The 22,800-nt window shown below is 75.4% G+C and carries 17 protein-coding genes; 3 read left to right on the top strand and 14 right to left on the bottom strand.

Features of this window, described 5'->3' with window-relative positions; all coding sequences use genetic code 11:
* Positions 1–253 precede the first annotated feature (253 nt).
* Positions 254–946 carry an iron-dependent transcriptional repressor DtxR gene (locus ABT345_RS18645; RefSeq protein WP_345079516.1) on the bottom strand — a complete coding sequence of 231 codons (693 nt, stop codon included), beginning with the start codon at positions 944–946 and terminating at the stop codon, positions 254–256.
* Positions 947–1,204: 258 nt separating this feature from the next.
* Here ABT345_RS18645 and ABT345_RS18640 point away from each other — a divergent pair, with 258 nt between their 5' ends.
* The gene (locus ABT345_RS18640; RefSeq protein ID WP_345079513.1) at positions 1,205–1,963 is read left to right on the top strand and encodes an SIS domain-containing protein; all 759 of its coding nucleotides are present in this window, start codon (positions 1,205–1,207) and stop codon (positions 1,961–1,963) included.
* 49 nt (positions 1,964–2,012) lie between these two features.
* Here ABT345_RS18640 and ABT345_RS18635 read toward each other — a convergent pair whose 3' ends face one another.
* Both ABT345_RS18635 and pdxH read right to left on the bottom strand, forming a co-directional pair.
* Positions 2,013–3,437 carry a PAS domain-containing protein gene (locus tag ABT345_RS18635; protein ID WP_386459505.1) on the bottom strand — a complete coding sequence of 475 codons (1,425 nt, stop codon included), beginning with the start codon at positions 3,435–3,437 and terminating at the stop codon, positions 2,013–2,015.
* A 556-nt stretch (positions 3,438–3,993) separates the two neighbouring features.
* Complete coding sequence (pdxH, locus tag ABT345_RS18630) at positions 3,994–4,617, bottom strand: pyridoxamine 5'-phosphate oxidase (RefSeq protein WP_345079893.1); 624 nt, start codon at positions 4,615–4,617, stop codon at positions 3,994–3,996.
* Between the two features lie 507 nt (positions 4,618–5,124).
* On the opposite strand from pdxH, the gene ABT345_RS18625 reads away from it, so the two are divergent.
* On the top strand, positions 5,125–6,225 hold the full coding sequence (locus tag ABT345_RS18625) for a citrate synthase 2 (protein ID WP_345079510.1): 1,101 nt from the start codon (positions 5,125–5,127) through the stop codon (positions 6,223–6,225).
* Between the two features lie 150 nt (positions 6,226–6,375).
* On the opposite strand, the gene ABT345_RS18620 is transcribed toward ABT345_RS18625, so the two are convergent.
* From ABT345_RS18620 to ABT345_RS18580, 9 genes are all read right to left on the bottom strand, one after another.
* A complete protein-coding gene (locus tag ABT345_RS18620) occupies positions 6,376–6,990 on the bottom strand; it encodes a TetR/AcrR family transcriptional regulator (RefSeq protein ID WP_345079507.1) in 615 nt (204 codons plus the stop codon).
* The gene (locus tag ABT345_RS18615) at positions 6,978–7,787 is read right to left on the bottom strand and encodes an enoyl-CoA hydratase family protein (RefSeq protein WP_345079504.1); all 810 of its coding nucleotides are present in this window, start codon (positions 7,785–7,787) and stop codon (positions 6,978–6,980) included. The genes ABT345_RS18620 and ABT345_RS18615 overlap by 13 nt, the downstream gene beginning before the upstream one ends.
* A complete protein-coding gene (locus ABT345_RS18610) occupies positions 7,784–9,370 on the bottom strand; it encodes a 4-coumarate--CoA ligase family protein (protein ID WP_345079501.1) in 1,587 nt (528 codons plus the stop codon). The genes ABT345_RS18615 and ABT345_RS18610 overlap by 4 nt, the downstream gene beginning before the upstream one ends.
* A 136-nt stretch (positions 9,371–9,506) precedes the next feature.
* Complete coding sequence (locus tag ABT345_RS18605; RefSeq protein ID WP_345079498.1) at positions 9,507–10,682, bottom strand: acyl-CoA dehydrogenase family protein; 1,176 nt, start codon at positions 10,680–10,682, stop codon at positions 9,507–9,509.
* A 223-nt stretch (positions 10,683–10,905) separates the two neighbouring features.
* Positions 10,906–12,846: an acetyl/propionyl/methylcrotonyl-CoA carboxylase subunit alpha gene (locus tag ABT345_RS18600; RefSeq protein ID WP_345079495.1), complete on the bottom strand. Its 1,941-nt coding sequence runs from the start codon at positions 12,844–12,846 to the stop codon at positions 10,906–10,908.
* A 7-nt stretch (positions 12,847–12,853) separates the two neighbouring features.
* Positions 12,854–14,452: an acyl-CoA carboxylase subunit beta gene (locus ABT345_RS18595; RefSeq protein WP_345079491.1), complete on the bottom strand. Its 1,599-nt coding sequence runs from the start codon at positions 14,450–14,452 to the stop codon at positions 12,854–12,856.
* Entirely contained in the window at positions 14,449–16,188 is a 1,740-nt protein-coding gene (locus ABT345_RS18590) for an acyclic terpene utilization AtuA family protein (protein ID WP_345079489.1), read from the bottom strand. Before ABT345_RS18590 ends, ABT345_RS18595 begins: the two co-directional genes overlap by 4 nt.
* Positions 16,185–16,994: a TIGR03084 family metal-binding protein gene (locus ABT345_RS18585; protein WP_345079487.1), complete on the bottom strand. Its 810-nt coding sequence runs from the start codon at positions 16,992–16,994 to the stop codon at positions 16,185–16,187. The genes ABT345_RS18590 and ABT345_RS18585 overlap by 4 nt, the downstream gene beginning before the upstream one ends.
* Before the next feature lie 310 nt (positions 16,995–17,304).
* Complete coding sequence (locus ABT345_RS18580; RefSeq protein ID WP_386459498.1) at positions 17,305–18,318, bottom strand: EamA family transporter; 1,014 nt, start codon at positions 18,316–18,318, stop codon at positions 17,305–17,307.
* Between the two features lie 69 nt (positions 18,319–18,387).
* Between ABT345_RS18580 and ABT345_RS18575 the strand changes: the two genes are divergently transcribed.
* Positions 18,388–19,254 (top strand): LysR family transcriptional regulator, encoded by an 867-nt coding sequence (locus ABT345_RS18575; protein ID WP_345079484.1) that lies wholly within the window; start codon positions 18,388–18,390, stop codon positions 19,252–19,254.
* Positions 19,255–19,429: 175 nt separating this feature from the next.
* Here ABT345_RS18575 and ABT345_RS18570 read toward each other — a convergent pair whose 3' ends face one another.
* Both ABT345_RS18570 and ABT345_RS18565 read right to left on the bottom strand, forming a co-directional pair.
* Positions 19,430–22,297 carry an FAD-binding and (Fe-S)-binding domain-containing protein gene (locus ABT345_RS18570; RefSeq protein WP_345079481.1) on the bottom strand — a complete coding sequence of 956 codons (2,868 nt, stop codon included), beginning with the start codon at positions 22,295–22,297 and terminating at the stop codon, positions 19,430–19,432.
* 120 nt (positions 22,298–22,417) lie between these two features.
* Positions 22,418–22,789: an SHOCT domain-containing protein gene (locus ABT345_RS18565; RefSeq protein WP_345079887.1), complete on the bottom strand. Its 372-nt coding sequence runs from the start codon at positions 22,787–22,789 to the stop codon at positions 22,418–22,420.
* Positions 22,790–22,800: the final 11 nt, after the last annotated feature.

Raw genomic sequence — 22,800 nt, 5'->3', positions numbered from 1 at the left:
CCGAGGCGCCGTCACCACGTATGGATCCCCGTCTCCGCGCAGGTCAGGGCGGTGAGGCGGCCGACGAAACGGCCACGAGGGGAGAACGGCGGAGGAAACAGGGCCCGGCCGGACGGCGGCGCGCCACCGCGACGGTCGGGCGCCGGGCGGCCGCGCACCGGCGTCCGCACACACCGACGCCCCGTGCTCAACGACACGGGGCGTGGGGCGGCCGCCGGACGCGGCGGTGGATCCGCGGGCCGGGCGCGGTGGGTCAGCGCTTCGCGACGAAGACGTGCGCGGCGATCTCCGACTCCAGCTCCGCCGCCTCGCCGCTGCTGCCGACGAGGACGCCGGCGGGCGCCTCGGTCACGCTGACGACCGCGCCCGGCTGGACCCCGGCGCGCCGCAGCGTGTACATCAGCTGGGCGTCCGCCTGGATGGGCTCGCCGATGCGGCGGACCACGACGGTCTTGCCGTCCGGACCGGCGTCCAGCTCGGTGAGGCTGACCATGCCGGTGTCCAGGAACGGATCGGCCTCCGCCTTCTCGCCCAGCTCCTCCAGGCCCGGGATCGGGTTGCCGTACGGCGACTCCGTCGGGTGGCGCAGCAGCTCGACGACGCGGCGCTCGACCGCCTCGCTCATCACGTGCTCCCAGCGGCACGCCTCGGCGTGCACCTGCTCCCACTCCAGCCCGATGACGTCGACGAGCAGGCACTCGGCGAGGCGGTGCTTGCGCATCACGCGCGTCGCCAGCCGGCGGCCCTCCTCCGTCAGCTCCAGATGGCGGTCGCCCGCGACGGACAGCAGGCCGTCCCGCTCCATGCGGGCGACGGTCTGGCTGACCGTGGGGCCGCTCTGTTCGAGCCGCTCCGCGATCCGGGCGCGCATCGGGACCACACCTTCCTCTTCGAGTTCGAGGATGGTGCGGAGATACATCTCCGTGGTGTCGATCAGTCCGGACATGCGTGCCCCTAGCTGTGTCGTGCGGGTGGCCCTGGATTCAATTCTGACGCATCCCACCGACAACGGCGCCGCCTCGGCCCGGGGCGGCTGCCGCCCGGGGCCGCACACAAGCCGTCCGGGGGCTGTCCTGTCGGCCGTATTGACAGCGCGCTGGTCCAGACCGCAACGTGATCCGCGCCACGGACGCCCGCCGTCCGGTGCGCCGCATCCGAACCGGGGCGGGGGAAACCATGAGCTGCGACGAGGGAGACCGCGGGAATGGCTGAGAGCGACCGGCTTGCCGGGGAGTACTTCGATGCCGCGATCGAGCTGCTGCGGCAGGCGCGCGACGAGGGAGGTCCCGCCGTCGCCGCCGCCGGACGGCTGATCGCCGACACCGTCGAGGCGGGCGGCCGGGTCTTCTCCTTCGGCGCCGGGCACTCCTCGCTGCCCGCGCAGGACACCGTCTACCGGGCGGGCGGCCTCGCGATCATGAACCTGCTGTCCGTACCGGGGGTGGTGGGCGTGGACGTCCGGCCCGCGACGCTCGGCAGCGCGCTGGAGCGGGTCGACGGGCTGGCCGCCGCGGTGCTGGACACCAGCCCGCTGCGGGCTGGTGACGTGCTGGTGATCATCTCGCTCTCCGGCCGGAACGCGCTGCCCGTCGAGATGGCGATGAACGCGCGGGCGCTCGGCATCAAGGTCATCGGCCTGACGTCGGTCGCCTACGCGGACGCCACCTCCTCCCGGCACGTCTCGGGCACCTTCCTGAAGGACCACTGCGACCTGGTGCTCGACAGCCGGATCGCGGTGGGCGACGCGGAGCTGCGGCTCCCGGGGATCGACGCGCCGTTCGCCCCCGCCTCCACGGTCGTCACCAGCGCGATCATGCAGGCGGTGGTGGCGACGGCCGCCGGTGCGCTCGCCGAGCGGGGCGTCGAACCGCCGCTGCTGCGGTCGGGCAACGTCGACGGCGGCCACGAGTGGAACGGCCGGGTGATGCGGGAGTACGCGGACCGGATCTTCTACCGGCAGTGAGCCGGGCGCGCCGCCTTCCCGGCGGCCCGCCGCCGGGTGCAGGAACCGTTCAGCCGCCGGCGGACGACGCCAGGTCCAGGGCCGCGGCGATCCGGACGGCGACCTCCTCCGCGTAGGCGGCGTCGGCGCGGTCGAAGGGGCGCCGGGCCGGGGTGCGCAGGAAGGTGGCGACGCCGAGGGTGCGGGCGCGGCTGCGCAGCACCACGCACAGCGCGTGGACCGTGCCGTCCGGCCACCGCCGGGCCGCCGCCCAGCCGTCGTCGCCGGACGGCCCCACGCTCGCCCGCACCGAGCCGCCGCGCGCGTACGCCTGGAGCGCCGGGTGTCCGGCGGCGTACGCGACGGGGACGGCGGACGGCTGCGGCGACGCGCACGGGCCGGGCGAACCGGCGGGGGAGGCCAGGGCCCGCCGCAGCCGGGCCGGGGCGCCGTCGCCGTCCGCTCCGGCGTCGTCGCCGCCCCGGGCGGGCGCGACGAGGTCGACGAGGGCGTGGTCGGCGAAGCCCGCCAGCGCGTAGTCGAGGTGGACGGCGGCCGCCTCGCGCGGGTCGGGGCAGTCGGCTGCGGCGCGGCTCGCGCGGTGCAGCTGCTGGGTGCGGAAGCGGAGCAGGGCGCCGTCCTGTTCGGCCTGTTTGGCGTCGGTGACGTCCTGGAAGAGCCAGGCGACGCCGAGCGGCGCCGGTTCCTCGGAGAGCGGCGAGGCGAGGCGGACGAAGCCGCTGCGCCAGCAGCGGCGGGGGCGTTCGGCGTCGGGGGCGCGCAGCGTCACCCACAGATCGCTCAGCCCGGGCGGCTCGCCCTCCGCCAGGACGTGCTGGAGCACCGCCTCCAGCTCCTCGGCGCCCTGGTCGAGCAGTTCGCCGAGCGGGCGGCCGAGGAGGGCGTCGCGGCCGGATTCCAGCGCCCGGGCGGCGGGGGTGTTGACGACGGCGGGCCGCAGGTCGGCGTCGACGAGGAGGACGCCCCAGGGCGCGTCGTCGCAGAGCGCCTCGCTCAGGGCGAGGGAGCGCTCCAGGCCGATCTGGGCGTGCACGGCGGTGAAGACGCAGTAGACGCCGGCGGCCCGGCCGTCGGCGTCGCGGACGGCACAGGTCTGGCCGCGCACCAGGACGCGGCGGCCGTCCTTGGTGAGCAGGGCGTAGTCGTTCACCTGCCGGCCGGGGGCGCGGAGCGCGGCGAGGAGGGCGGACTCGGTGGCGCCCGCGTCCTCGCCGCGGACTGCCCAGCCGGTCAGCCCGCGGCGGCCGACGGCCTCGGCGGCGGGCCAGCCCAGGAGCTGTTCGGCCTCGTGGTTCCAGTGGGTGACCGTGCCGTCCGCGGCGAGGGCGAGGAGCGCGGTGTCCATGCCGTCGAGGAGGGCGGCGAGCAGCCCGGTGTCGTCGGCGGGCCCGACCGGGCCGGGCGGCGCGGCGGCCGTGTCCGGGGTGCGTTCCGCCGAGGAACCGTACGAAGCGGAGCCGTACGAAGCGGTCACTTGAACCCCCTACGGACGCGGTGGCGCGTGCTGGACCTGGGAACATTCAACTCGAACGTGACGCAGCACACACCCCCTTCGCCGAAATCCCGGGCCCGTTCGCGCGGTCGGGGCGCCCCGGCCGACGCGGGCGCCCCGGGGGCCGCAGCCGCCCCGTCCGTCGCGGGAAATTAATTCGCTTGTGCGGGTCCGGGGCCGTTTCTAGGCTGGTGCGCACACGAGAAGGGAGGTGGTTCGGCCAATGATTTCTCACCGGACGCGTGAGGTGGCTGCGGCCTAGGGCCGTCGCTTCACACCCAGTGCAGCGCCGGTCCGCGCATACTGCAGATGCGTCGCCGGCCAATCCCAGCAGTCACCCGACCCGTGGGCCCCGGTCCGTCCGACCGGCCGCCGCGCCACCCGGCGCGGCGGAAGCGGCCCACGGGTCGTCTGCGTTTTCCGGGCCCCGGGCCCGGACCGCGGCCCGTGCGGGGCCGCTCCCCGATCCCCGGGCCCTTCGCTTCGCAAGGGCCCGTTCGTCGTTTCCGGGCGCCGCCCGGGGATCAGGGCGTCCGGCTCACGGCGCGAGGCGCTCCACGGTCCAGCCGGAGGCGGCGCGGACGTAGCGGAGGCGGTCGTGGAGGCGGTTCTCGCGGCCCTGCCAGAACTCGACGGTCTCGGCGGTGACGCGGTAGCCGCCCCAGTGCGGCGGCGCGGGGACCTGCTCGCCCTCGGGGTAGCGGGCCGCCAACGCCGCGTAGGAGTCCTCCAGTTCGGCGCGGGAGGCGAGCGGGGTGGACTGGTCGCTGGCCCAGGCGCCGAGTTGGGAGCCGTGCGGGCGGGAGCGGAAGTAGGCGGCTGTCTCGTCGCGGCCGATGCGGGCGGCGGTGCCGGTGACGATGACCTGACGGGCCAGCGGATGCCAGGGGAAGAGCAGCGAGAGGTGCGGGTTCTCGGCGAGCTCGCGGCCCTTGCGGCTGGTGTAGTTGGTGAAGAACACGAAGCCGCGGTCGTCGAACGCCTTCAGCAGCACCGTCCGTGAGCTGGGGCGGCCCGCGGCGTCGGCGGTCGAGACGACCATGGCGTTGGGCTCGTGGATGCCGGACGCGGCGGCTTCCTTGAACCAGCGCGCGAACTGTGCGTACGGCTCGGCCGCCAGCTCGGGCTCGGTCAGCCCCTCGGCGCGGTAATGGGCGCGCATCGACGAGGGATCGAGGGTTTCGTGGGCATCGGAGGAAGGCGCGTCGGCGGAGTGCACGGCCTCATCTTGCAGCATCGCCGCGCGTGGGGGCAGGGCGCGGGCCGGGAAGTCTGCCCGTCGTCGCCCGGACGTAACCCTCTCGTAGGCGAATCGACCAGTGTGCCGGACGTCACGCTTCCTTGCAGGTGGGGAAAGCGCCAAACTTGCGGGTCGGTGCTGTGTGGACTTCGTACATCGGCGACCATCGATTCCGGACCGGCGGGCCTCCGCCGTCCCTCGCCGGGGCCGCGCGTCCCGTGGACCACCCAGCACACCCCAGCCGCGCCCGAGGGCCGTCCACCCCGGGCAGAAAATCGCGTCACCATGCCTTAGCGAGGCATCCGGTGACCGGCGCGGACCGCGAGCTGCCGGGCGCAGCCGCGGAACCGTTCCGGCGCCGCACACCGAGCCGATCGCACGGCAACCGGTCACCGACCGTGGGCCGTCCGTACCTTGAGGAGTCGCCAGATGTCCGCATTCGTACCAGGACTTGAGGGTGTCGTCGCGTTCGAGACGGAGATCGCCGAACCGGACAAGGAGGGCGGTGCGCTGCGCTACCGCGGTGTCGACATCGAGGACCTCGTCGGCAGCGTGTCGTTCGGCAAGGTGTGGGGGCTGCTGGTGGACGGGGCGTTCGACCCCGGGCTGCCGCCGGCCGAGCCGTTCCCGATCCCGGTGCACTCCGGCGACATCCGCGTCGACGTGCAGTCGGCGCTGGCGATGCTGGCGCCGGTGTGGGGCCTCAAACCGCTGCTGGACATCGACGAGCGGACGGCGCGCGACGATCTGGCGCGCGCCGCCGTGATGGCGCTGTCGTACGTGGCGCAGTCGGCGCGCGGGCAGGGGCTGCCGATGGTGCCGCAGCGGGAGATCGACAAGGCGGAGACCGTCGTGGAGCGCTTCATGCGGCGCTGGCGCGGGGAGCCGGACCCCAAGCATGTCGCGGCGGTCGACGCGTACTGGACGTCGGCGGCGGAGCACGGCATGAACGCGTCGACGTTCACCGCCCGGGTCATCGCGTCGACCGGCGCGGACGTGGCGGCGGCGCTGTCCGGGGCGGTCGGTGCGATGTCGGGGCCGCTGCACGGCGGGGCGCCGTCGCGGGTGCTCGGCATGATCGAGGAGATCGAGCGGACCGGCGACGCGGCGGCGTACGTCCGTAAGACCCTGGACAAGGGCGAGCGGCTGATGGGCTTCGGGCACCGGGTCTACCGGGCCGAGGACCCGCGGGCGCGGGTGCTGCGGCGGACCGCGAAGGAGCTGGGCGCGCCCCGTTTCGAGGTGGCCGAGGCGCTGGAGAAGGCGGCGCTGGAGGAGCTGCACAACCGGCGCCCGGACCGGGTGCTGGCGACGAACGTGGAGTTCTGGGCGGCGATCACGCTGGACTTCGCGGAGGTCCCGGCGCACATGTTCACCTCGATGTTCACCTGTGCCCGCACGGCCGGGTGGAGCGCGCACATCCTGGAGCAGAAGCGGACCGGGCGGCTGGTGCGGCCGTCCGCGCGGTACGTGGGGCCGGCGGCGCGCGACCCGCGGGAGATCTCCGGGTTCGACACCGCCGCGCACTGACGCGGCGGCCGGGCGGAGCGCGCGGACGGGCGCGGCTTCGCGGTGGGCCGCACGCCGGGACGGCTCCCGGTGTGCGGCCCGCCGCGCGGTGCCGGCGCGCTACGCCGCCCGCGATGGCTCCGCCGCGTGACGCCGCACCGTGGCGGCGTCTCAGCCCAGCGCCTCGTCCAGCAGCCCGGCCCACTGGTCGACGACGCGCTCGCGCCGGACCGTGTCGTCGCTGAGCAAGGTGGCCAGGCCCAGGCCGCGGGCCATGTCCAGCAGGCCCTGGACGGTTTCGCGGACGCCGGGCACGGACTCGTCGACGCCGAGCAGGTCGACGGCGGTGCGGTGGCACTCCCGGCCGACCCGCGCCTCCAGTTCGGTGACGCGGGTGCGCAGCTGGTCCTCGTACGAAGCGGCGACCCACAGGTGGAGGGCGGCGCGGAAGAGCGGGCCGGTGTAGAGGTCGACGACGGCGGTGACGACGGCCCGGCGGTCGGTGGCGGCGCCGGCGGTCGCCGGGAAGAGGTCGCGCAGCGCCTGCGAGCGTTCCTCCGCGACGTGCTCGACGGCGGCGGTGAACAGGTCCTCGCGGGTGGGGAAGTGGTGCTGGGCGGCGCCGCGGGAGACCCCGGCGCGTTCGGCGACGACGGCGACGGTGGAGCCCGCCCAGCCGTGTTCGGCCAGGCAGGCCACCGCCGCCTCCAGCAGCCCGCGGCGGGTGGCCCGGCTGCGTTCCTGCTGGGGCGCCTTGGCGGCGCGGGTGGAGTTCAGCGCGCCCATCGCGGGGCCCTTCGCTCCAGGAAGGCGGTCATGCCCTCGCGCGCCTCGGCGGAGGCGAACAGCCGCGCGGACTCGGCGGCGAGCCGCTCGGTGTCGCGGTCGAAGGTGCGCAGCACCTCGGCGGTGACCAGCGCCTTCGAGGCGGCGAGGCCCTGCGGGGAGCCCTGGCGCAGCCCGTCGAGTATCGGGGCGAGGGCGGCGTCGACGTCGTCGGCGGCGACGGTGACCAGGCCGATGCGGGCGGCCTCGGCGGCGTCGAACCGTTCGCCGGTGAGGTAGTAGCGGCCGGCGGCGCGGGCGTCGAGGCGGGGCAGCAGCGGCATCGAGATGACGGCCGGGGCGAGTCCGAGGCGCGCCTCGGTGAAGGCGAAGGTGGCGCCGGGCCCGGCCACCGCTATGTCGCAGGCGCCGAGCAGCCCGGTGCCCCCGGCGCGGACGTGCCCGGTGACGCGGGCGACGACCGGCTTGGGCAGCTCCACCACCGCGCGCAGCAGCCGGGTCAGCCCCAGTGGCGCGTCGGTCGGGGCGCCGCCGGTCGCCTCGGTGAGGTCGGCGCCGGCGCAGAAGGTGGTGCCGGTGTGGGTGAGGACGACGGCGCGGACGGCGTCGTCGGCGGCGGCCGCGGCGAGGGCGGCGTGCAGTTCGCCGACGAGGCGGGTGGAGAGCGCGTTGCGGTTGTGCGGGGAGTCCAGGGTGAGGGTGGTGACGCCCTGGTCGTGGGCGGTGCGGACGAGCGGGGCGGCGCCGTCCGTGGCGGTGCCTGACGCGGTGTCAGTGCCTGGCGTGGTGTCGGTCATCGGGTCGTGGAACTCCTTTCCCTGGCGCGCAGTTCGCGTCGCAGGATCTTGCCGGTCACCGCGCGCGGCACCGTGTCGGTGAACTCCACGCGGCGCACCCGCTTGTACGGGGCGACCCGTCCGGCAACGTACGTGAGGACGTCGTCGGCGGCGAGGGCGGCCCCCGGGCGGCGGACGACGTACGCCTTCGGGATCTCGTTGCCGTCGGTGTCGGTGACGCCGATGACTGCGGCGTCGGCGATGTCGTCGTGGGTGAGCAGCAGCGCCTCCAGATCGGCGGGGGCGACCTGGTAACCCTTGTACTTGATCAGCTCCTTGACGCGGTCGACGACGTAGAGCCAGCCGTCGGCGTCGATCCGGCCGATGTCGCCGGTGTGCAGCCAGCCGTCCGCGTCGATCAGCGCGTCGGTGTCCTCGGGGCGGCCGAGGTAGCCCTTCATCACCTGCGGGCCGCGCAGCACGATCTCGCCGTCGGCGCCGGGCGGCAGGTCCTCGCCGGTGGTGAGCGACACCAGCCGCATCTCGGTGCCGGGCAGCAGCCGGCCGACGGTGCCGGGCGGGGCGTCGGCGTCCGGCGGCACGAGGTGGCTGGCGGGCGAGAGTTCGGTCATGCCGTACGCCTGGAGGACGGACGTCAGGCCCAGGCGGCGGGCGCAGGCGTCGGCGAGCCCGGCGTCCAGCGGCGCGGCGGCGCAGACCAGGTACTTCAGCGAGGAGAGGTCGTAGTCGTCCACCGAGGGGTGTTTGGCGAGGGCGAGGACCATCGGGGGCGCGGCGTAGACGGCGGTGATGCGGTGGCGCTGGAGCGCGTCGAGGAACTGCTCCAGGTCGAAGCGGGGCAGCACGACGACGGTGGCGCCGGAGCGCAGCGGGGCGTTCATCAGGGCGGTGAGGCCGTACATGTGGAAGAACGGCAGCACCGCGAGGATGCGGTCGTCGGGTCCGCCGGTGAGGAACGCGTCGAGTTGGGCGAGGTTGGTGGCGACGGAGCGGTGGGTGAGCATCACGCCCTTGGGGGAGCCGGTGGTGCCGGAGGAGTACGGCAGGACGGCGAGGTCGGCGGCGGGGTCGAGGGCGACGTCCGGTTCCGGCGCGGTGGTCTCGGCCAGGTCGAGGACCGAGCGGTGACCGGCGGCGCGGTCGCAGAGCAGGATCTCGACGACGTGGCCGGCCCGGCGGGCGGCGTCCCGGGCGGTGGCGAGGAGGGCGGCGGTGGTGACGATGCGGCGCGCCCCGGAGTCGGCGAGCTGACCGGCGAACTCCTCGGCGGTGGCGAGCGGGTGGACGGTGGTGACGGCCGCGCCGCAGCGCCAGGCGGCGTAGCAGACGACGGGGAAGAGCACGCTGTTCGGGCTGTGCAGGGCGAGGACGTCGCCCTTGGCGAGCCCGGCGGCGGCGAGTCCGGCGGCGAGGCGGCGGCTGAGGTGGTCGAGGCGGGCGTAGCCGAGGGTGGTGCCGTCGGTGGCGTCGATCAGGGCGGGGTGGTCGCCGCGGGCGGCGGCGCCGGCCAGGACGTAGGAGTGGACCGGCTCGTTGACGGGCGCGAGCGGGGGGTGGTCGCTGTGGAACAGGTGGGTTGCCATGCCGGGGTTCCTTCCGTGGCGGAGCGCGGCGCGGACGCGTGGCGGTGCGCACGCGCCTGCGCCGCGCTCGGGGAGGTGGTCCTGCGAGTCCCCCGATCCCGCTGCCCGGGGTGTCTTTCCGGTCGGGAGGACACCCTCAGTACGACTTGGGGAGGCCCAGCGTCCGGTGGGAGACGTAGTTGAGGATCATCTCCCGGCTGACGGGGGCGATCCGTGCGACGCGGGCGGCGGTGACGAGGGAGGCGAGGCCGTATTCGTGGGTGAGGCCGTTGCCGCCGAGGGTGTGGACGGCCTGGTCGACTGCGCGGACGGCGGCCTCCCCGGCGGCGTACTTCGCCATGTTGGCAGCTTCGCCGGCCCCGGCGTCGTCGCCCGCGTCGTAGAGGTGGGCGGCCTTCTGCATCATCAGGCGGGCGCATTCCAGGTCGATGTGGGCCTGGGCGAGCGGGTGGGCGATGGCCTGGTGGGCGCCGATGGGGTCCTTCCAGACCTGCCGGGTGCGGGCGTAGTCGACGGCGCGGGCGAGGGCGTAGCGGCCCAGGCCCAGGGCGAACGCGGCGGTCATGATGCGTTCGGGGTTGAGCCCGGCGAAGAGTTGGAGGAGTCCGGCGTCCTCGTCGCCGACGAGCGCGTCGGCGGGCAGCCGGACGTCGTCCATGGTCAGCTCGAACTGCTTCTCCGGGGCGGCGAGTTCCATCGGTATGGGGCTGCGGCCGAAGCCGGGGGCGTCGCGCGGGACGAGGAAGAGGCAGGGCTTGAGGCGGCCGGTGCGGGCGTCCTCGGTGCGGCCGACGATGAGCGTGACCTCGGCGATGTCCACGCCGGAGACGAAGACCTTGCGGCCGGTGAGGACCCAGTCCGCGCCGTCGCGGCGGGCGGTGGTGGTGATCCGGTGGGAGTTGGAGCCGGCGTCCGGTTCGGTGATGCCGAAGGCCATGGTGCGGCTGCCGTCGGCGAGCCCCGGCAGCCAGGCGCGCTTCTGCTCCTCGGTGCCGAAGCGGGCGATGACGGTACCGCAGATGGCCGGGGAGACCACCATCATCAGCAGCGGGCAGCCCGCGGCGCCCAACTCTTCGAGTACGAGGGAGAGTTCGACGATTCCGCCGCCTCCGCCGCCGTACTCCTCGGGGAGGTTGACGCCGAGGTAGCCGAGCCCGGCGGCCTCCGCCCAGAGTTCGTCGGTGTGGCGGCCCTCGGCGACGACGCGGGTGAAGTACTCCCGGCCGTACCGCTTGCCGAGCGCCGCGACGGCGGCGCGCAGATCACGCTGTTCCTCGGTCTCGATCACGAAGTTGCGCAGGGCGGTGCTCATGACGGCTCCCTCTGTGCGGTGGGTGAGGTGCTGGAGACGTGCGGGAGGAGTGGGGTGTCGGGAGGAGTGGGTGTACGGGGGCGGGGCCCGGGGCCGCGCGGGGGCGGGGCCGGGCGGGCGCGGGTCGGCGGGCGTCCGGCGCAGGCAGGCGTCGGGCACGGTCCGGCGGACGTCGGGCACGGACGGGCGTCCGGCGCGGGCGGGCGTCCGGCGCGGGCGGGTGTCAGGCGCTCACCACCGCCAGCAGCGCGCCGACCTCCACCTGTGTGCCGACGCGCACCGGCAGGCTGGTCAGCGTGCCGGCGGCGGGGGCGGTGACGGTGTGCTCCATCTTCATCGCCTCCAGCCAGAGCAGCGGCGCCCCGGCCTCGACCCGGTCGCCCTCGGCGAGCCCGGGGGCCAGGCGGACGACGGTGCCGGGCATCGGGGCGAGCAGCGAGCCGGGTTCGGTGCGGTCGGCGGGGTCGGGGAAGCGGGGCAGCGCGGTGAGGGCGTGGCCGCCGGTGGCGGTGTCGACATGGACCCGGTCGCCGTAGCGCGCCACCGCGAACTCCCGGCGCAGCCCGTCGACGTCGAGGACGACCGAGTCCGCCGCCTGCGCCAGCAGCCGTACGCCCGGGAAGTCCTCGGCGTGCAGCGCGCCGCGCACCAGCCGGTAGCGGATCTCGTAGGTCTCGCCACCGGCCTCGTACCTCTTGACCTGCGGCTGGGAGGGGAGGTTGCGGAAGCCGCCGAAGCGGGAGCGGCCGTGGGCGTCGGCGAGGGCGGCGGCCAGTGCGGCGAGCCGGGCGCGGGCCTCGTGCGCCGGGTCGTGGCCGGTCAGGTCGGCGAGATGGCGGTCGTAGAAACCGGTGTCGAGGCCGTCGGTGGTGGTGAAGGCGGGGTGACGCAGGGAGCGGACCAGCAGGTCGCGGTTGGTGACCGGGCCGTGGATGCGGGCGCGTTCGAGGGCGTGGGCGAGGCGGCGGACGGCCTCGGCGCGGGTCGGGGCCCAGGCGATGACCTTGGCGAGCATCGGGTCGTAGTGCGCGGTGATCACCGAGCCGTCCCGGACGCCGGAGTCGAGGCGGACGGCGCCGGGGACGGCGAGGCGGTGCAGCTTCCCGGTGCCGGGCCGCCAGCCGGCCGCCGGGTCCTCGGCGTACAGGCGCGCCTCGACGGCGTGGCCGCGCGGCAGCGGCGGGGCGGCGTCGAGCGGGCGGCCCTCGGCGACGGAGAGTTGGAGGGCGACGAGGTCGAGGCGGTAGATCTCCTCGGTGACGGGGTGTTCGACCTGGAGGCGGGTGTTCATCTCCAGGAAGAAGGCGCGGCCGTCGGCGGAGACCAGGAATTCGACGGTGCCGGCGCCGCGGTAGCCGATGGCGCGGGCGGCGCGGGCGGCGGCCTCGTGCAGCGTGGTGCGCAGCCCGTCGGGGAGCCCGGGCGCGGGCGCCTCCTCGATGACCTTCTGGTGGCGGCGCTGGAGGGAGCAGTCGCGGGTGCCGAGCGTCCAGACGCCGCCGTGCGCGTCGGCGAGGATCTGCACCTCGATGTGGCGGCCGCCGGTGACGTACGGCTCGGCGAAGACCTCGCCGTCCCCGAACGCGGCGGCGGCCTCGGCCCGCGCGGCCGTCAACTCGCCGTCCAGTGCGGAGAGTTCCCGGACGATCCGCATTCCGCGACCGCCGCCGCCGGATGCGGCCTTGACCAGCAGCGGAAGGTCGGCGGCGGTCGCGGTGGCCGGGTCGACGGCGTCGAGCAGCGGGACCCCGGCCGCCGCCATCAGCTCCTTGGCGCGGGTCTTGGACGCCATCGCCTCGATCGCCGCGGGCGGCGGACCGATCCAGGTCAGCCCGGCGTCGGTGACGGCGGCGGCGAACGCCGCGTTCTCGGAGAGGAAGCCGTAGCCGGGGTGGATCGCGTCGGCGCCGGCGGCGAGGGCGGCCTTCACGATCAGGTCGCCGCGGAGGTAGGTGTCGGCGGGGGCGTCACCGGGCAGCCGGACGGCGGTGTCGGCCTCGCGGACGTGCGGGGCGTCGGCGTCCGCGTCGGAGTGCACGGCGACGGTGGCGAGGCCCAGCTCCCGGCAGGTGCGGAAGACCCGGCGGGCGATCTCCCCGCGGTTGGCGACAAGAACACTCGAAAGAGTGAGGGGGGAAGGGGGCGTTGGGGTCCGATCGGTCATTGCTGCCTCACATCCGGAAGACGCCGAAGCCGCCGCGCGCGCCCTCGACGGGGGCGGTGTGCACGGCGGACAGGCACAGGCCGAGAACGGTGCGGGTGTCGCGGGGGTCGATGACGCCGTCGTCGTAGAGCCGCCCGGAGAGGAAGAGCGGCAGCGATTCCGACTCGATCTGCTGCTCGACCATCGCCCGCAGCCCGGCGTCCGCCTCCTCGTCGTACGGCTGCCCCTTCGCGGCGGCGGAGGCGCGGGCGACGATCGACAGGACCCCGGCCAGTTGCTGCGGGCCCATCACGGCGGATTTGGCGGTCGGCCAGCTGAAGAGGAAGCGGGGGTCGTAGGCGCGGCCGCACATGCCGTAGTGGCCGGCGCCGTAGGACGCGCCCATCAGGACGGAGAGGTGCGGGACCTTCGAGTTGGCGACGGCGTTGATCATCATCGCGCCGTGCTTGATGATGCCGCCCTGCTCGTACTCCCTGCCGACCATGTAGCCGGTGGTGTTGTGCAGGAAGAGCAGCGGGATGTCCCGCTGGTTCGCCAGCTGGATGAACTGCGCGGCCTTCTGCGACTCCTCGCTGAACAGCACCCCGCGGGCGTTGGCGAGGATGCCGACGGGATAGCCGTGCAGCGCCGCCCAGCCGCAGGTCAGGCTGGTGCCGTAGAGCGGTTTGAAGGCGTCGAAGTCGGAGCCGTCGACGATCCGGGCGATCACCTCGCCGGGGTCGAAGGGCGCCTTGAGGTCGCCGGGCACGATGCCGAGCAGCTCCTCGGCGTCGTACCTCGGCGGCGGTGCGGGCGCCGGATCGGGGTGCGCCTTGCGCCGGTTGAGGCGGGCGACGACCCGGCGGGCCTGGCGCAGCGCGTCCGGTTCGTCGAGCGCGAGGTGGTCGGCGAGCCCGGAGGTGCGGGCGTGCATCTCGGCGCCGCCCAGCGATTCGTCGTCGCTCTCCTCGCCGGTGGCCATCTTCACCAGCGGCGGTCCGCCGAGGAAGACCTTGGCGCGCTCCTTGACCATGATCACGTGGTCGGACATGCCGGGGACGTACGCGCCGCCGGCGGTGGAGTTGCCGAAGACCACGGCGACGGTCGGGATCCCGGCGGCGGAGAGCCGGGTGAGGTCCCGGAAGAGCGCCCCGCCCGGGATGAAGATCTCCTTCTGGCTCGGCAGATCGGCGCCGCCGGACTCGACGAGCGAGATCACCGGCAGCCGGTTGGCGTACGCGATCTCGTTGGCCCGCAGCGCCTTCTTCAGCGTCCAGGGGTTGGAGGCGCCGCCGCGCACCGTCGGATCGTTGGCGGTGATCAGACACTCCACGCCCTCGACCACGCCGATACCGGTGACCAGCGCGGCGCCGACCGCGTAATCGCTGCCCCAGGCTGCCAGCGGCGACAGTTCCAGGAACGGCGTGTCCGGGTCGATCAGCAGCTCGATGCGCTCCCGGGCGGGCAGCTTGCCGCGCTTGCGGTGCCGGGCGAGGTACTTCTCGCCGCCGCCCGCCAGCGCCTGCCCGTGCGCCTCCTCGACCTCCGCGAGCTTCGCCAGCATCTCCGCACGCCGCTGTGCGTACGCCTCGTCCGCGGTGTCGAGCGCGGTCGCCAGGACGGTCACAGCAATACCTCCGGTATCTCCAGGTGCCGGGAGCGCAGCCACTCCCCCACCGCCTTGGCCTGCGGATCGAAGCGCGCCTGCGCGGCGACGCCCTCCCCCAGCAGCCCCTCGACCACGAAATTCAGCGACCGGAGTTCGGGAAGCAGATGCCGGTCGATCGTCAACTCCCGTGTCTCCGGCAGGAGTTGACGGAACTTCTCGACGGTCAGGGTGTGTGCGAGCCAGCGCCACGCCGCATCCGTCCTCGCCCACACCCCGACGTTGGCGCAGCCGCCCTTGTCGCCGCTGCGGGCGCCGCAGACCGCGCCGAGCGGGGCGCGGCGGACCGGCAGCCCGGCGGCAGGCGGCTCCGGCAGCTCCGGGTCGGGCAGCCGCACCAGTTCCCGGGTGGCGGCGGGCGGCGCCACCGCGCGGCGGGTGCCGTCGGGCAGCACCGCCGTGTGCGCCACCTCCGTGCGCGCCACCGCCACCGCCTCGAAGACGCCGTACGGGGCGCCCTTGCCGGGGGGTGCGGTGACGTGGAAGCCGGGGTAGCTGCCCAGCGCCAGTTCGACGGCGGCGCCGCTGACCGCCCGGCCGACGGCCGCCTCGTCCCGGTCGCGGACGACGAGCCGCAGCAGCGCGCTCGCCTCCTCCTGGACCGCCGCGTCGGGGTGATCGGTGCGCGCCTGCGTCCACCGCACCTCGGCCGGGCGGGCGCCCGCCGCCTCGAACGCCGCCTCGATCTGCGCCCGGACCAGCGCCGCCTTGGCCTCGACGTCCAGCCCGGTCAGCACGAACGTGACCTCGTTGCGCCAGCCGCCGAGCCGGGTCAGCCCCGCCTTCAGCGCGCGCGGCGGCGCCTCGCCGCGCACCCCGTCGATCCGCACCCGGTCGGGCGCCTCCTGGTGCAGCCGTACGGTGTCGAGCCGGGCGGTGACGTCCGGTCCGGCGTAGCGGGCGCCGTCGGTCTCGTAGAGGAGCTGGGCGGTGACGGTGCCGGTGGTGACGGCGCCGCCGGTGCCGGGGTGCTTGGTGATCACGGCGCTGCCGTCGGCGGCGATCTCGGCGAGCGGGAAGCCGGGGCGGCGCACGTCCAGCTCGCCGAAGAAGCTGTAGTTGCCGCCGGTGGCCTGGGTGCCGCACTCCAGGACGTGCCCGGCGACGACCGCCCCGGCCAGCGCGTCGAGGTCGTCCGGTCCCCAGCCGAAGTGGGCCGCCGCGGCGCCGCTGACCAGCGCGGCGTCGGTGACCCGCCCGGTGACCACCACATCGGCGCCGCCCCGCAGACACGCCGCGATGCCGTCGCCGCCGAGGTAGGCGTTGGCGGTGAGCACGCCGTCGCCCCAGCGGGTGCGGTCCCCGGTGGCGAGCAGGTCGTCGCCCTCGACGTGGGCGACCCGTACGGGCACGCCGGCCTTGTCCGCCAGCTCCCGCACGGCGTCGGCGAGTCCGGCCGGGTTGAGCCCGCCGGCGTTGGTGACGATCTTGACGCCGCGCTCGGCGGCGAGCCCGAGGCCGTCCTCCAGCTGCCGCAGGAAGGTCTTCGCGTAGCCGCGCCTCGGGTCCTTGAGACGATCGCGGCCGAGGATCAGCATGGTCAGCTCGGCGAGATAGTCGCCGGTCAGGACGTCCAGCGGCCCGCCGGTGAGCATCTCCCGCAGCGCGTCGAAGCGGTCGCCGTAGAAGCCGGAGGCGTTGCCGATCCGCAGCACGTCCCGGTCCTGCCGGGCCTGCCCGCTCGTCCGCCCGCTCATCCGGCCGCTCCCCCGCCCCTGCCGGACGGCGCCCGGCCCGGCCCCGGCGGGCCCGCGAAGGCCTGGGCGATGTCCAGCCAGCGGTCGGCGTCGGCGCCCTCGGCGCGCAGCGACGGCAGGTCGTCGCGGTGCGCGCGCTGCGTCACCAGCAGGCAGAACTCCAGCGCGTCGCCGGTGATCCGCTGCCCGGCGCCCGGCGGCCCGTACGCCCACACCGTCCCGTCGGGCGCCCGCAGCTCGACGCGGAACTCCTCGTCCGGTGGCGTCAGGCCGCGTGCGGTGTAGGCGAAGTTGCGGGCCCGGACGCCGATCCGGGCGACGTGGTGCAGCCGGGCGGTGGGCGTGCGGACGACGCCGAGCGCGTCGGCGACGTCCTGGCCGTGCGCCCAGGTCTCCATCAGCCGCCCGGTGGCCATCGACGCGACGCTCATCGGCGGGCCGAACCACGGCAGCTTCACCCCGTCCGGCACCGCCCGCAACGCGGTGAGCAGCGCCGCGCGTCCGGCCCGCCAGCCGGCGAGCAGCGCGGCGGGCTCCTGCCACGCGTCCTCCTCGGCGCCCTCGTCGACGAAGGTGTCCGGCGCCGCGAGGGCGTGCTCGACGGCGCGCGCGAAGGCGCGTGGGTCGCTCGCGGCGGCGAGCGCCTGCCGGTCGGTCCAGGCGAGGTGGGCGATCTGGTGCGCGATGCACCATCCGGGCGCGGGTGTCGGCTCCGCCCACCGCCCGGCCGGCAACGCGGCCACCAGCGCGTCCAGCTCCTCGCTCTCGTCCCTGAGATCCGCCAGTACGGCGCCGGGATCGGCCACGCGACACTCCCTCCCCGGCCCGCCGTGGACGGACCCGGATCAGCTGCCCTGCCTGCGTTCTGCGTGCGACGTGCTGCTTGCTGATGCCGAGGTGCTCGGCGTACGCACCCGGGGAGCGCCCGCGTCCGCCCGGTCGCGGCGGCGGGCCCGGGGTGCGGTCCGAGCGTGGCAGCACCCGGAGAAACAATCAAGCATGCCTGCATGGTTTTTGGCCGGACGGGCGGGCGCCCGGAAGCGCGCAGCGGGGCCGGGTACGGAAACGGGGCGCGAGCCGTCCGGCCCGCGCCCCGCGCGTCGTACGGGGACCGGCTCAGCCGTGCCCGCCCCGCGCGCTCCGTACCGCGCCCACGCTCGCGACGACGACCAGGCCGATGGCGACGATCTCCGCCCAGCCCAGCGCCTGGCCGAGGACGAGGAACCCGGCGGTGGCCGCGGCGGCCGGCTCCAGGCTCATCATCACGGCGAAGCCGGAGGCCGGGAGCTTGCGCAGGGCGAGGAGTTCGAGGGTGTACGGCGCCACCGACGACATCAGGGCGACGGCGGCGCCCAGCCCGATGGTGACGGGGTCGAGCAGCGCGCGCCCGGCGGTGGCGATGCCCAGCGGCAGGGTGAGCAGCGCCGCGACGGTCATCGCCAGCGCCAGCCCGTCGGCCTGCGGGAAGCGCTGCCCGGCCCGCGCCGACAGCAGGATGTACGCGGCCCACAGCCCGCCGGCGGCCAGCGCGCAGGCGGCGCCGGCGAGGTTCAGCCCGTCGAAGCCCTCCCGCCCCAGCAGCACCACGCCGCCCAGGGCCAGCGCCGCCCACAGCAGGCTCAGCGCCCGCCGGGAGGTGGCGACCGAGAGGATCAGCGGGCCCAGGAACTCCAAGGTGACCGCCGCGCCCAGCGGGATGCGGTCGATCGCCAGGTAGAAGAGGGAGTTCATGCCGGCCAGGGCGAAGCCGAAGCCGACGACGGTGGCCCAGTCGCCGCGCCCGTAGCCGCGCAGCTTCGGGCGGCAGGCGATCAGCAGCACCAGGGACGCCGCCACCAGACGCAGCGTGACGACGCCCAGTGCCCCGGCGCGCGGGAAGAGCAGCACCGCGACCGACGAGCCGAACTGCAGCGAGACGATCCCGCCGATCACCAGCGCCGCCGACACCAACCGGCCGCGCGCCGCGCCCGCACCGTCCGCCGCCTCGGCCGCGGCGACCTCCGGCGAGGGCGGAACGGCATGCTCAAGGCCCGCCGGGTCCGGGGCCGCCGGACCGGGGCGCGGTGCGGCGGCGGACGAGGCGGAGGCGGGCGCGCGGGCGCCGTCGGGACGGGGGGACGAGGAATTCACGCCACCACGCTAAGGCCCGCCGATCCGGTCCGTGAAATGCCGTTTTTCCTGTTGTTATGCTCCGCGCGTATGAGCATCGAGCTGCGTCACTTCCGCTGCTTTCTCGCCATCGCCGACACCTTGAGCGTCACCCGCGCCGCCGAGCGGCTGCATCTGACGCAGCCCGCCGTCTCGCGCACCCTGCGCCAGCTGGAGCAGGAGGTGGGCGTCCGGCTCGTCGACCGCTCCACCCACCATCTGGCGCTCACCCCCGAGGGGCTGCGCTTCCGCGATCAGGCGGCGCTCGCGACCGCCGCCTTCGACCGGGCGCTCCGCCTCGCCCGCGGCGCCGCCTGGCCGCTGCGGCTGGGCCACGCCTGGTCGGCGGCGGGCCCGTACACCCCGCGGCTGCTGCGCCGCTGGCACCGCGAGCACCCGGAGACGCCGCTGGAGCTGCTGCGGATCGACGACCGTACGGCGGGGCTGGCGCGCGGGGACGTGGACGCGGCGCTGCTGCGCGGCGAGGTCCGCACGCCGGGGCTCGTCACCGAACAGCTGCTCACCGAGGAACGGGTGGCGGGCCTCGCCGCCGATGACCCGCTCGCCGCCCGCCCGCACCTCTCCCTCACCGACCTCGCGGACCGCACCCTCGCCCTGAACACCGTCTCCGGCACCACCACCCTCGACCTGTGGCCCCCGCACGCCCGGCCCGCCTCCACGGTGACCATCGGCAACACCGACGACTGGCTGGCCGCGATCACCGGCGGCCGGGCGGTCGGCGTCACCACCACCGCGACCGCCCGGATGCATCCGCTGCCGGCCATGGCGTACGTCCCGCTGACCGACGCCCCGCCGGTCCCGGTCGTCCTCGCCTGGCGCGACGAGCCGGGGCATCCGGTGCTGGCGGATCTGCGGCGCCTGGCGCGGAAGGTGCTGGGCGCGCCGGAGAGCCGCTGAGAGCGCGCCCTCGCGCTCCCCGTGCGCCGGGTCAAGTCCCGTACGGATCCGGCCCGCCACCGGGTTCCTGCTTCAGGCCGTGCCGATCTGACGGCGACCGCCGAGCAGATCCTCGGCGACGGCCCGCCCCGGCCCTGACCCGCCCGGGGCCCGTCTCCCGGGCCCCGGCCCCGCCTCAGCCGCCCGCCGTGCCCCGCTCCGCCGCGTCCAGCCCCTCGGCCAGCACCTCCGCCAGATGCCGCCCGGGGCGCGGCCCGAGCTGGTCGAGCTGGGTGCGGCAGGAGAACCCGTCGGCGACGACCTCCGCGCCGTCCGGTGCGTCCCGTACGGCGGGCAGCAGTTGCTCCTCGGCGCAGGCGACGGAGACGTCCCAGTGGCCGTCCTCGAAGCCGAAGTTGCCGGCCAGCCCGCAGCAGCCGCCGCTGAGCGTCCCGGTCAGGCCCGCCTTCTCGCGCAGCCGCCGGTCGGCCGCGTCACCGAGGACGGCGTGCTGGTGGCAGTGGGTCTGGCCGACGACCGGCCGGTCCAGCCGCGGCGGCCGCCAGTCGGGGGCGCGCTCCTCCAGCGCCTCGGCGAAGGTCCGTACGGACGCGGCGAGCGCGGCGGCCCGCGGATCGTCGGGCAGCAGCTCCGGCAGATCGGTGCGGAGGGTGGCCGCACAGCTCGGTTCGAGGACGACGAGCGGATGGCCGGCCGCGCGTTCCATCCGGTCCAGGGTGCGGCGCATGACCGTGCGCGCGGCATCGAGCTGCCCGGTGGAGACGTACGTCAGCCCGCAGCAGACGCCGGGCCCCGGCATCGCGATCTGCTGCCCGGCGTCCTCCAGCACCCGGACGGCGGCCCGGCCGACCTGCGGCGCGAGGTAGGTGGTGAAGGTGTCGGGCCAGAGCACGACGGTCCGCGCGGCGTCGAGCGGCGCCGTCCGCCCCCGGGAGCGCCGGGCGAACCACCGGGTGAACGGTTCCGCCGCCAGCTCCGGGATCCGGCGCTGCGGCGCGATGCCGCCGAGCCGCTTGCCGAGGGCGGCGAGCGGGGTGCGCGCCGCGGCGTTGAACAGCGGCGCGAGCGGCGCGGCCGCCCGCAGCCAGCCCGGCAGCCGCCCCATGCTGTAGTGCGCGGCGGGCCGCCTGCGCCCCGCGTAGTGGTGGTGCAGGAACTCCGCCTTGTACGTGGCCATGTCCACGCCGACCGGGCAGTCGCTGCGGCACCCCTTGCACGCCAGGCACAGATCGAGCGCCTCGCGCACCTCCGGCGACCGCCAGCCGTCCGTGACGACCTCCCCGGCCAGCATCTCGTGCAGCAGCCGCGCCCGCCCCCGCGTGGAGTGCTTCTCCTCCCGGGTGGCCCGGAACGACGGGCACATCACCTCCGACGAGCCCGGCGCGACCTGCTCCGTACGGCACCGGGCCACGCCCACGCAGCGGCGTACGGCGGCGGAGAAGTCCCCGCCGTCGTGCGGGTACCCGAACGCCACCGGCACCGGTCCGCGCGGCAACGCCGCGAACCGCAGGTTCTCGTCGAGCCGCGCGGGCCGCACCAACATCCCCGGGTTGAGCCCTTCCGCCGGATCCCACAGGGCCTTGAACTCCTCGAAGACGCCGATGAGTTCGCGCCCGTACATCCGCGGCAGCAGCTCGGCCCGCGCCTGTCCGTCGCCGTGCTCCCCGGACAGCGACCCGCCGTGCGCGACGACGAGGTCCGCGAGATCGACGGAGAACTCCCGAAAGCGCCGCACGCCCGCCGCGCTCAGCAGATCGAAATCGATCCGGACGTGGATGCAGCCGTCCCCGAAGTGCCCGTACGGGGTGCCGCGCAGCCCGTGCTGGGCCAGGAGCGCCCGGAATTCCCGCAGATACGGCCCGAGCCGGGCGGGCGGCACCGCGCAGTCCTCCCACCCGGGCCACGCCTCACTGCCGTCGGGCATGCGCGTCGCCGTACCCGACGCGTCCTCCCGCATCCGCCACAGCGCCCGCTGCCCCGCCGGATCGGCGACCACGGTGTGCCCGGTGGTCTCCCCGCCCGCCGCCCGGCAGATCTCCTCGGCCCGCGCGAGGGCCTCCGCCGGGCTCCCCCCGCCGGTCTCCACGAACAGCCAGGCCCCGCCCCTGGGCAGCCCGGTGGCGTCCCGCACCAGGTCGGCGGCCATCCCCTCGACGGTCAGCGGCCCGTACGGCAACAGCGTGTGGGCGGCCTCCGCGGCCCCGGACTCGTCCGCGTACCCGAGCACCGCCAGCGCCCGCGCGGCCGGCGCCTCGACCAGCCGCACCGTCGCCTCGGTCAGCACCCCGAGCGTGCCCTCGCTGCCGGTCAGCGCCCGGGCCAGATCGCTTCCGTTCTCGGGCAGCAGCGCATCGAGCGCATAGCCGGAGATCCGCCGCGGCAGCTCGGGGTACCCGGTCCGCAGCAGGGCCAATTCCCGCCCGACGAGCGTCCGTACGCCGTCCGCGAGGCGCGGCGGCAGCCCGGTCGGCGCGCCCGCCGCATCGGTGCCGCGCCCGGCCCGCACCGCTTCCCCGCCGTACGTCAGCAGCGACAGCTCCACCACGTTGTCGGCCGTGGTGCCCCAGGCGACCGAATGCGATCCGCAGGAGTTGTTCCCGATCATGCCGCCGACGGTGCAGCGGCTGTGGGTGGACGGGTCGGGTCCGAACGTCAGCCCGTGCCGGGCGGCGGCGGCCCGCAGGTCGTCGCAGATCACGCCCGGCTCGACGGTGGCGGTCCGCGTCTGCGGGTCGAGGTCCGCGATGCCCCGCAGATGCCGGGTGAAGTCGAGGACGACGCCGACCCCGGTGGCCTGCCCGGCGATGCTCGTCCCGCCCCCGCGCGGCACCACCGGCACCCCCCGCTCCCGGCAGACCCGCAACACCTCCGCCACGTCCCCCGCATCCCGCGGCGCCACCACCGCCTCCGGAACCCGCCGGTAGTTCGACGCGTCCATCGTCACCAGCGCCCGCTCACCCGGGTCCCCGGAGACCTCCCCCCGCACCACCCCCGCCAACTCCCGGACCAGGTCCTGCCGCTGCTTCTCGGTACGTTCACCCATGCAGGCAGCCTGCCCACGGGACACCCGATTCCCGCGTTACGGCGTGGCCGGGTGGGGCGGATGGGGGGGGCGGACGGCGTAGTGGGGTGGGTGGCGGGTCGTCGTAGAACTCGGACCGGCTCACTGCCCCGTCGACCCTGACGGAGGCTCCGGCCCCGACGGCGGCGCGGCCCCCGGCTGCGGCCCGGCACCCGGCGGCTCCCCCCGGAGCGTGGCCAGCCGGCGGCGGTACTCCTCCTCGTCGATCTCGCCGCGGGCGTAGCGCTCGGCGAGGATCTGTTCGGCGCCGGGCGCGTGGCCAGGAGTGCCGGGAGCGCCGGATGCGGGCGGGGTGCCCCAGGTGGGGTGTCCGCCGGCGGGTGGGCCGGGGCGGCGGGTGACGGCGCGGAAGAGCAGGACGGCGACGATGACGATCACTGCCCAGAACAGGAGGTGGCCGACCAGCATCCACGGCCACAGCCATCCGCCGCCGTTCCCGTACCAGAACATCATCACGGCTCACT

It is taken from the genome of Streptomyces sp. NPDC000404 (assembly GCF_040300365.1).
Classification (GTDB): domain Bacteria; phylum Actinomycetota; class Actinomycetes; order Streptomycetales; family Streptomycetaceae; genus Streptomyces; species Streptomyces ramulosus.
This window is presented reverse-complemented; position numbering and strand designations above follow the sequence as displayed.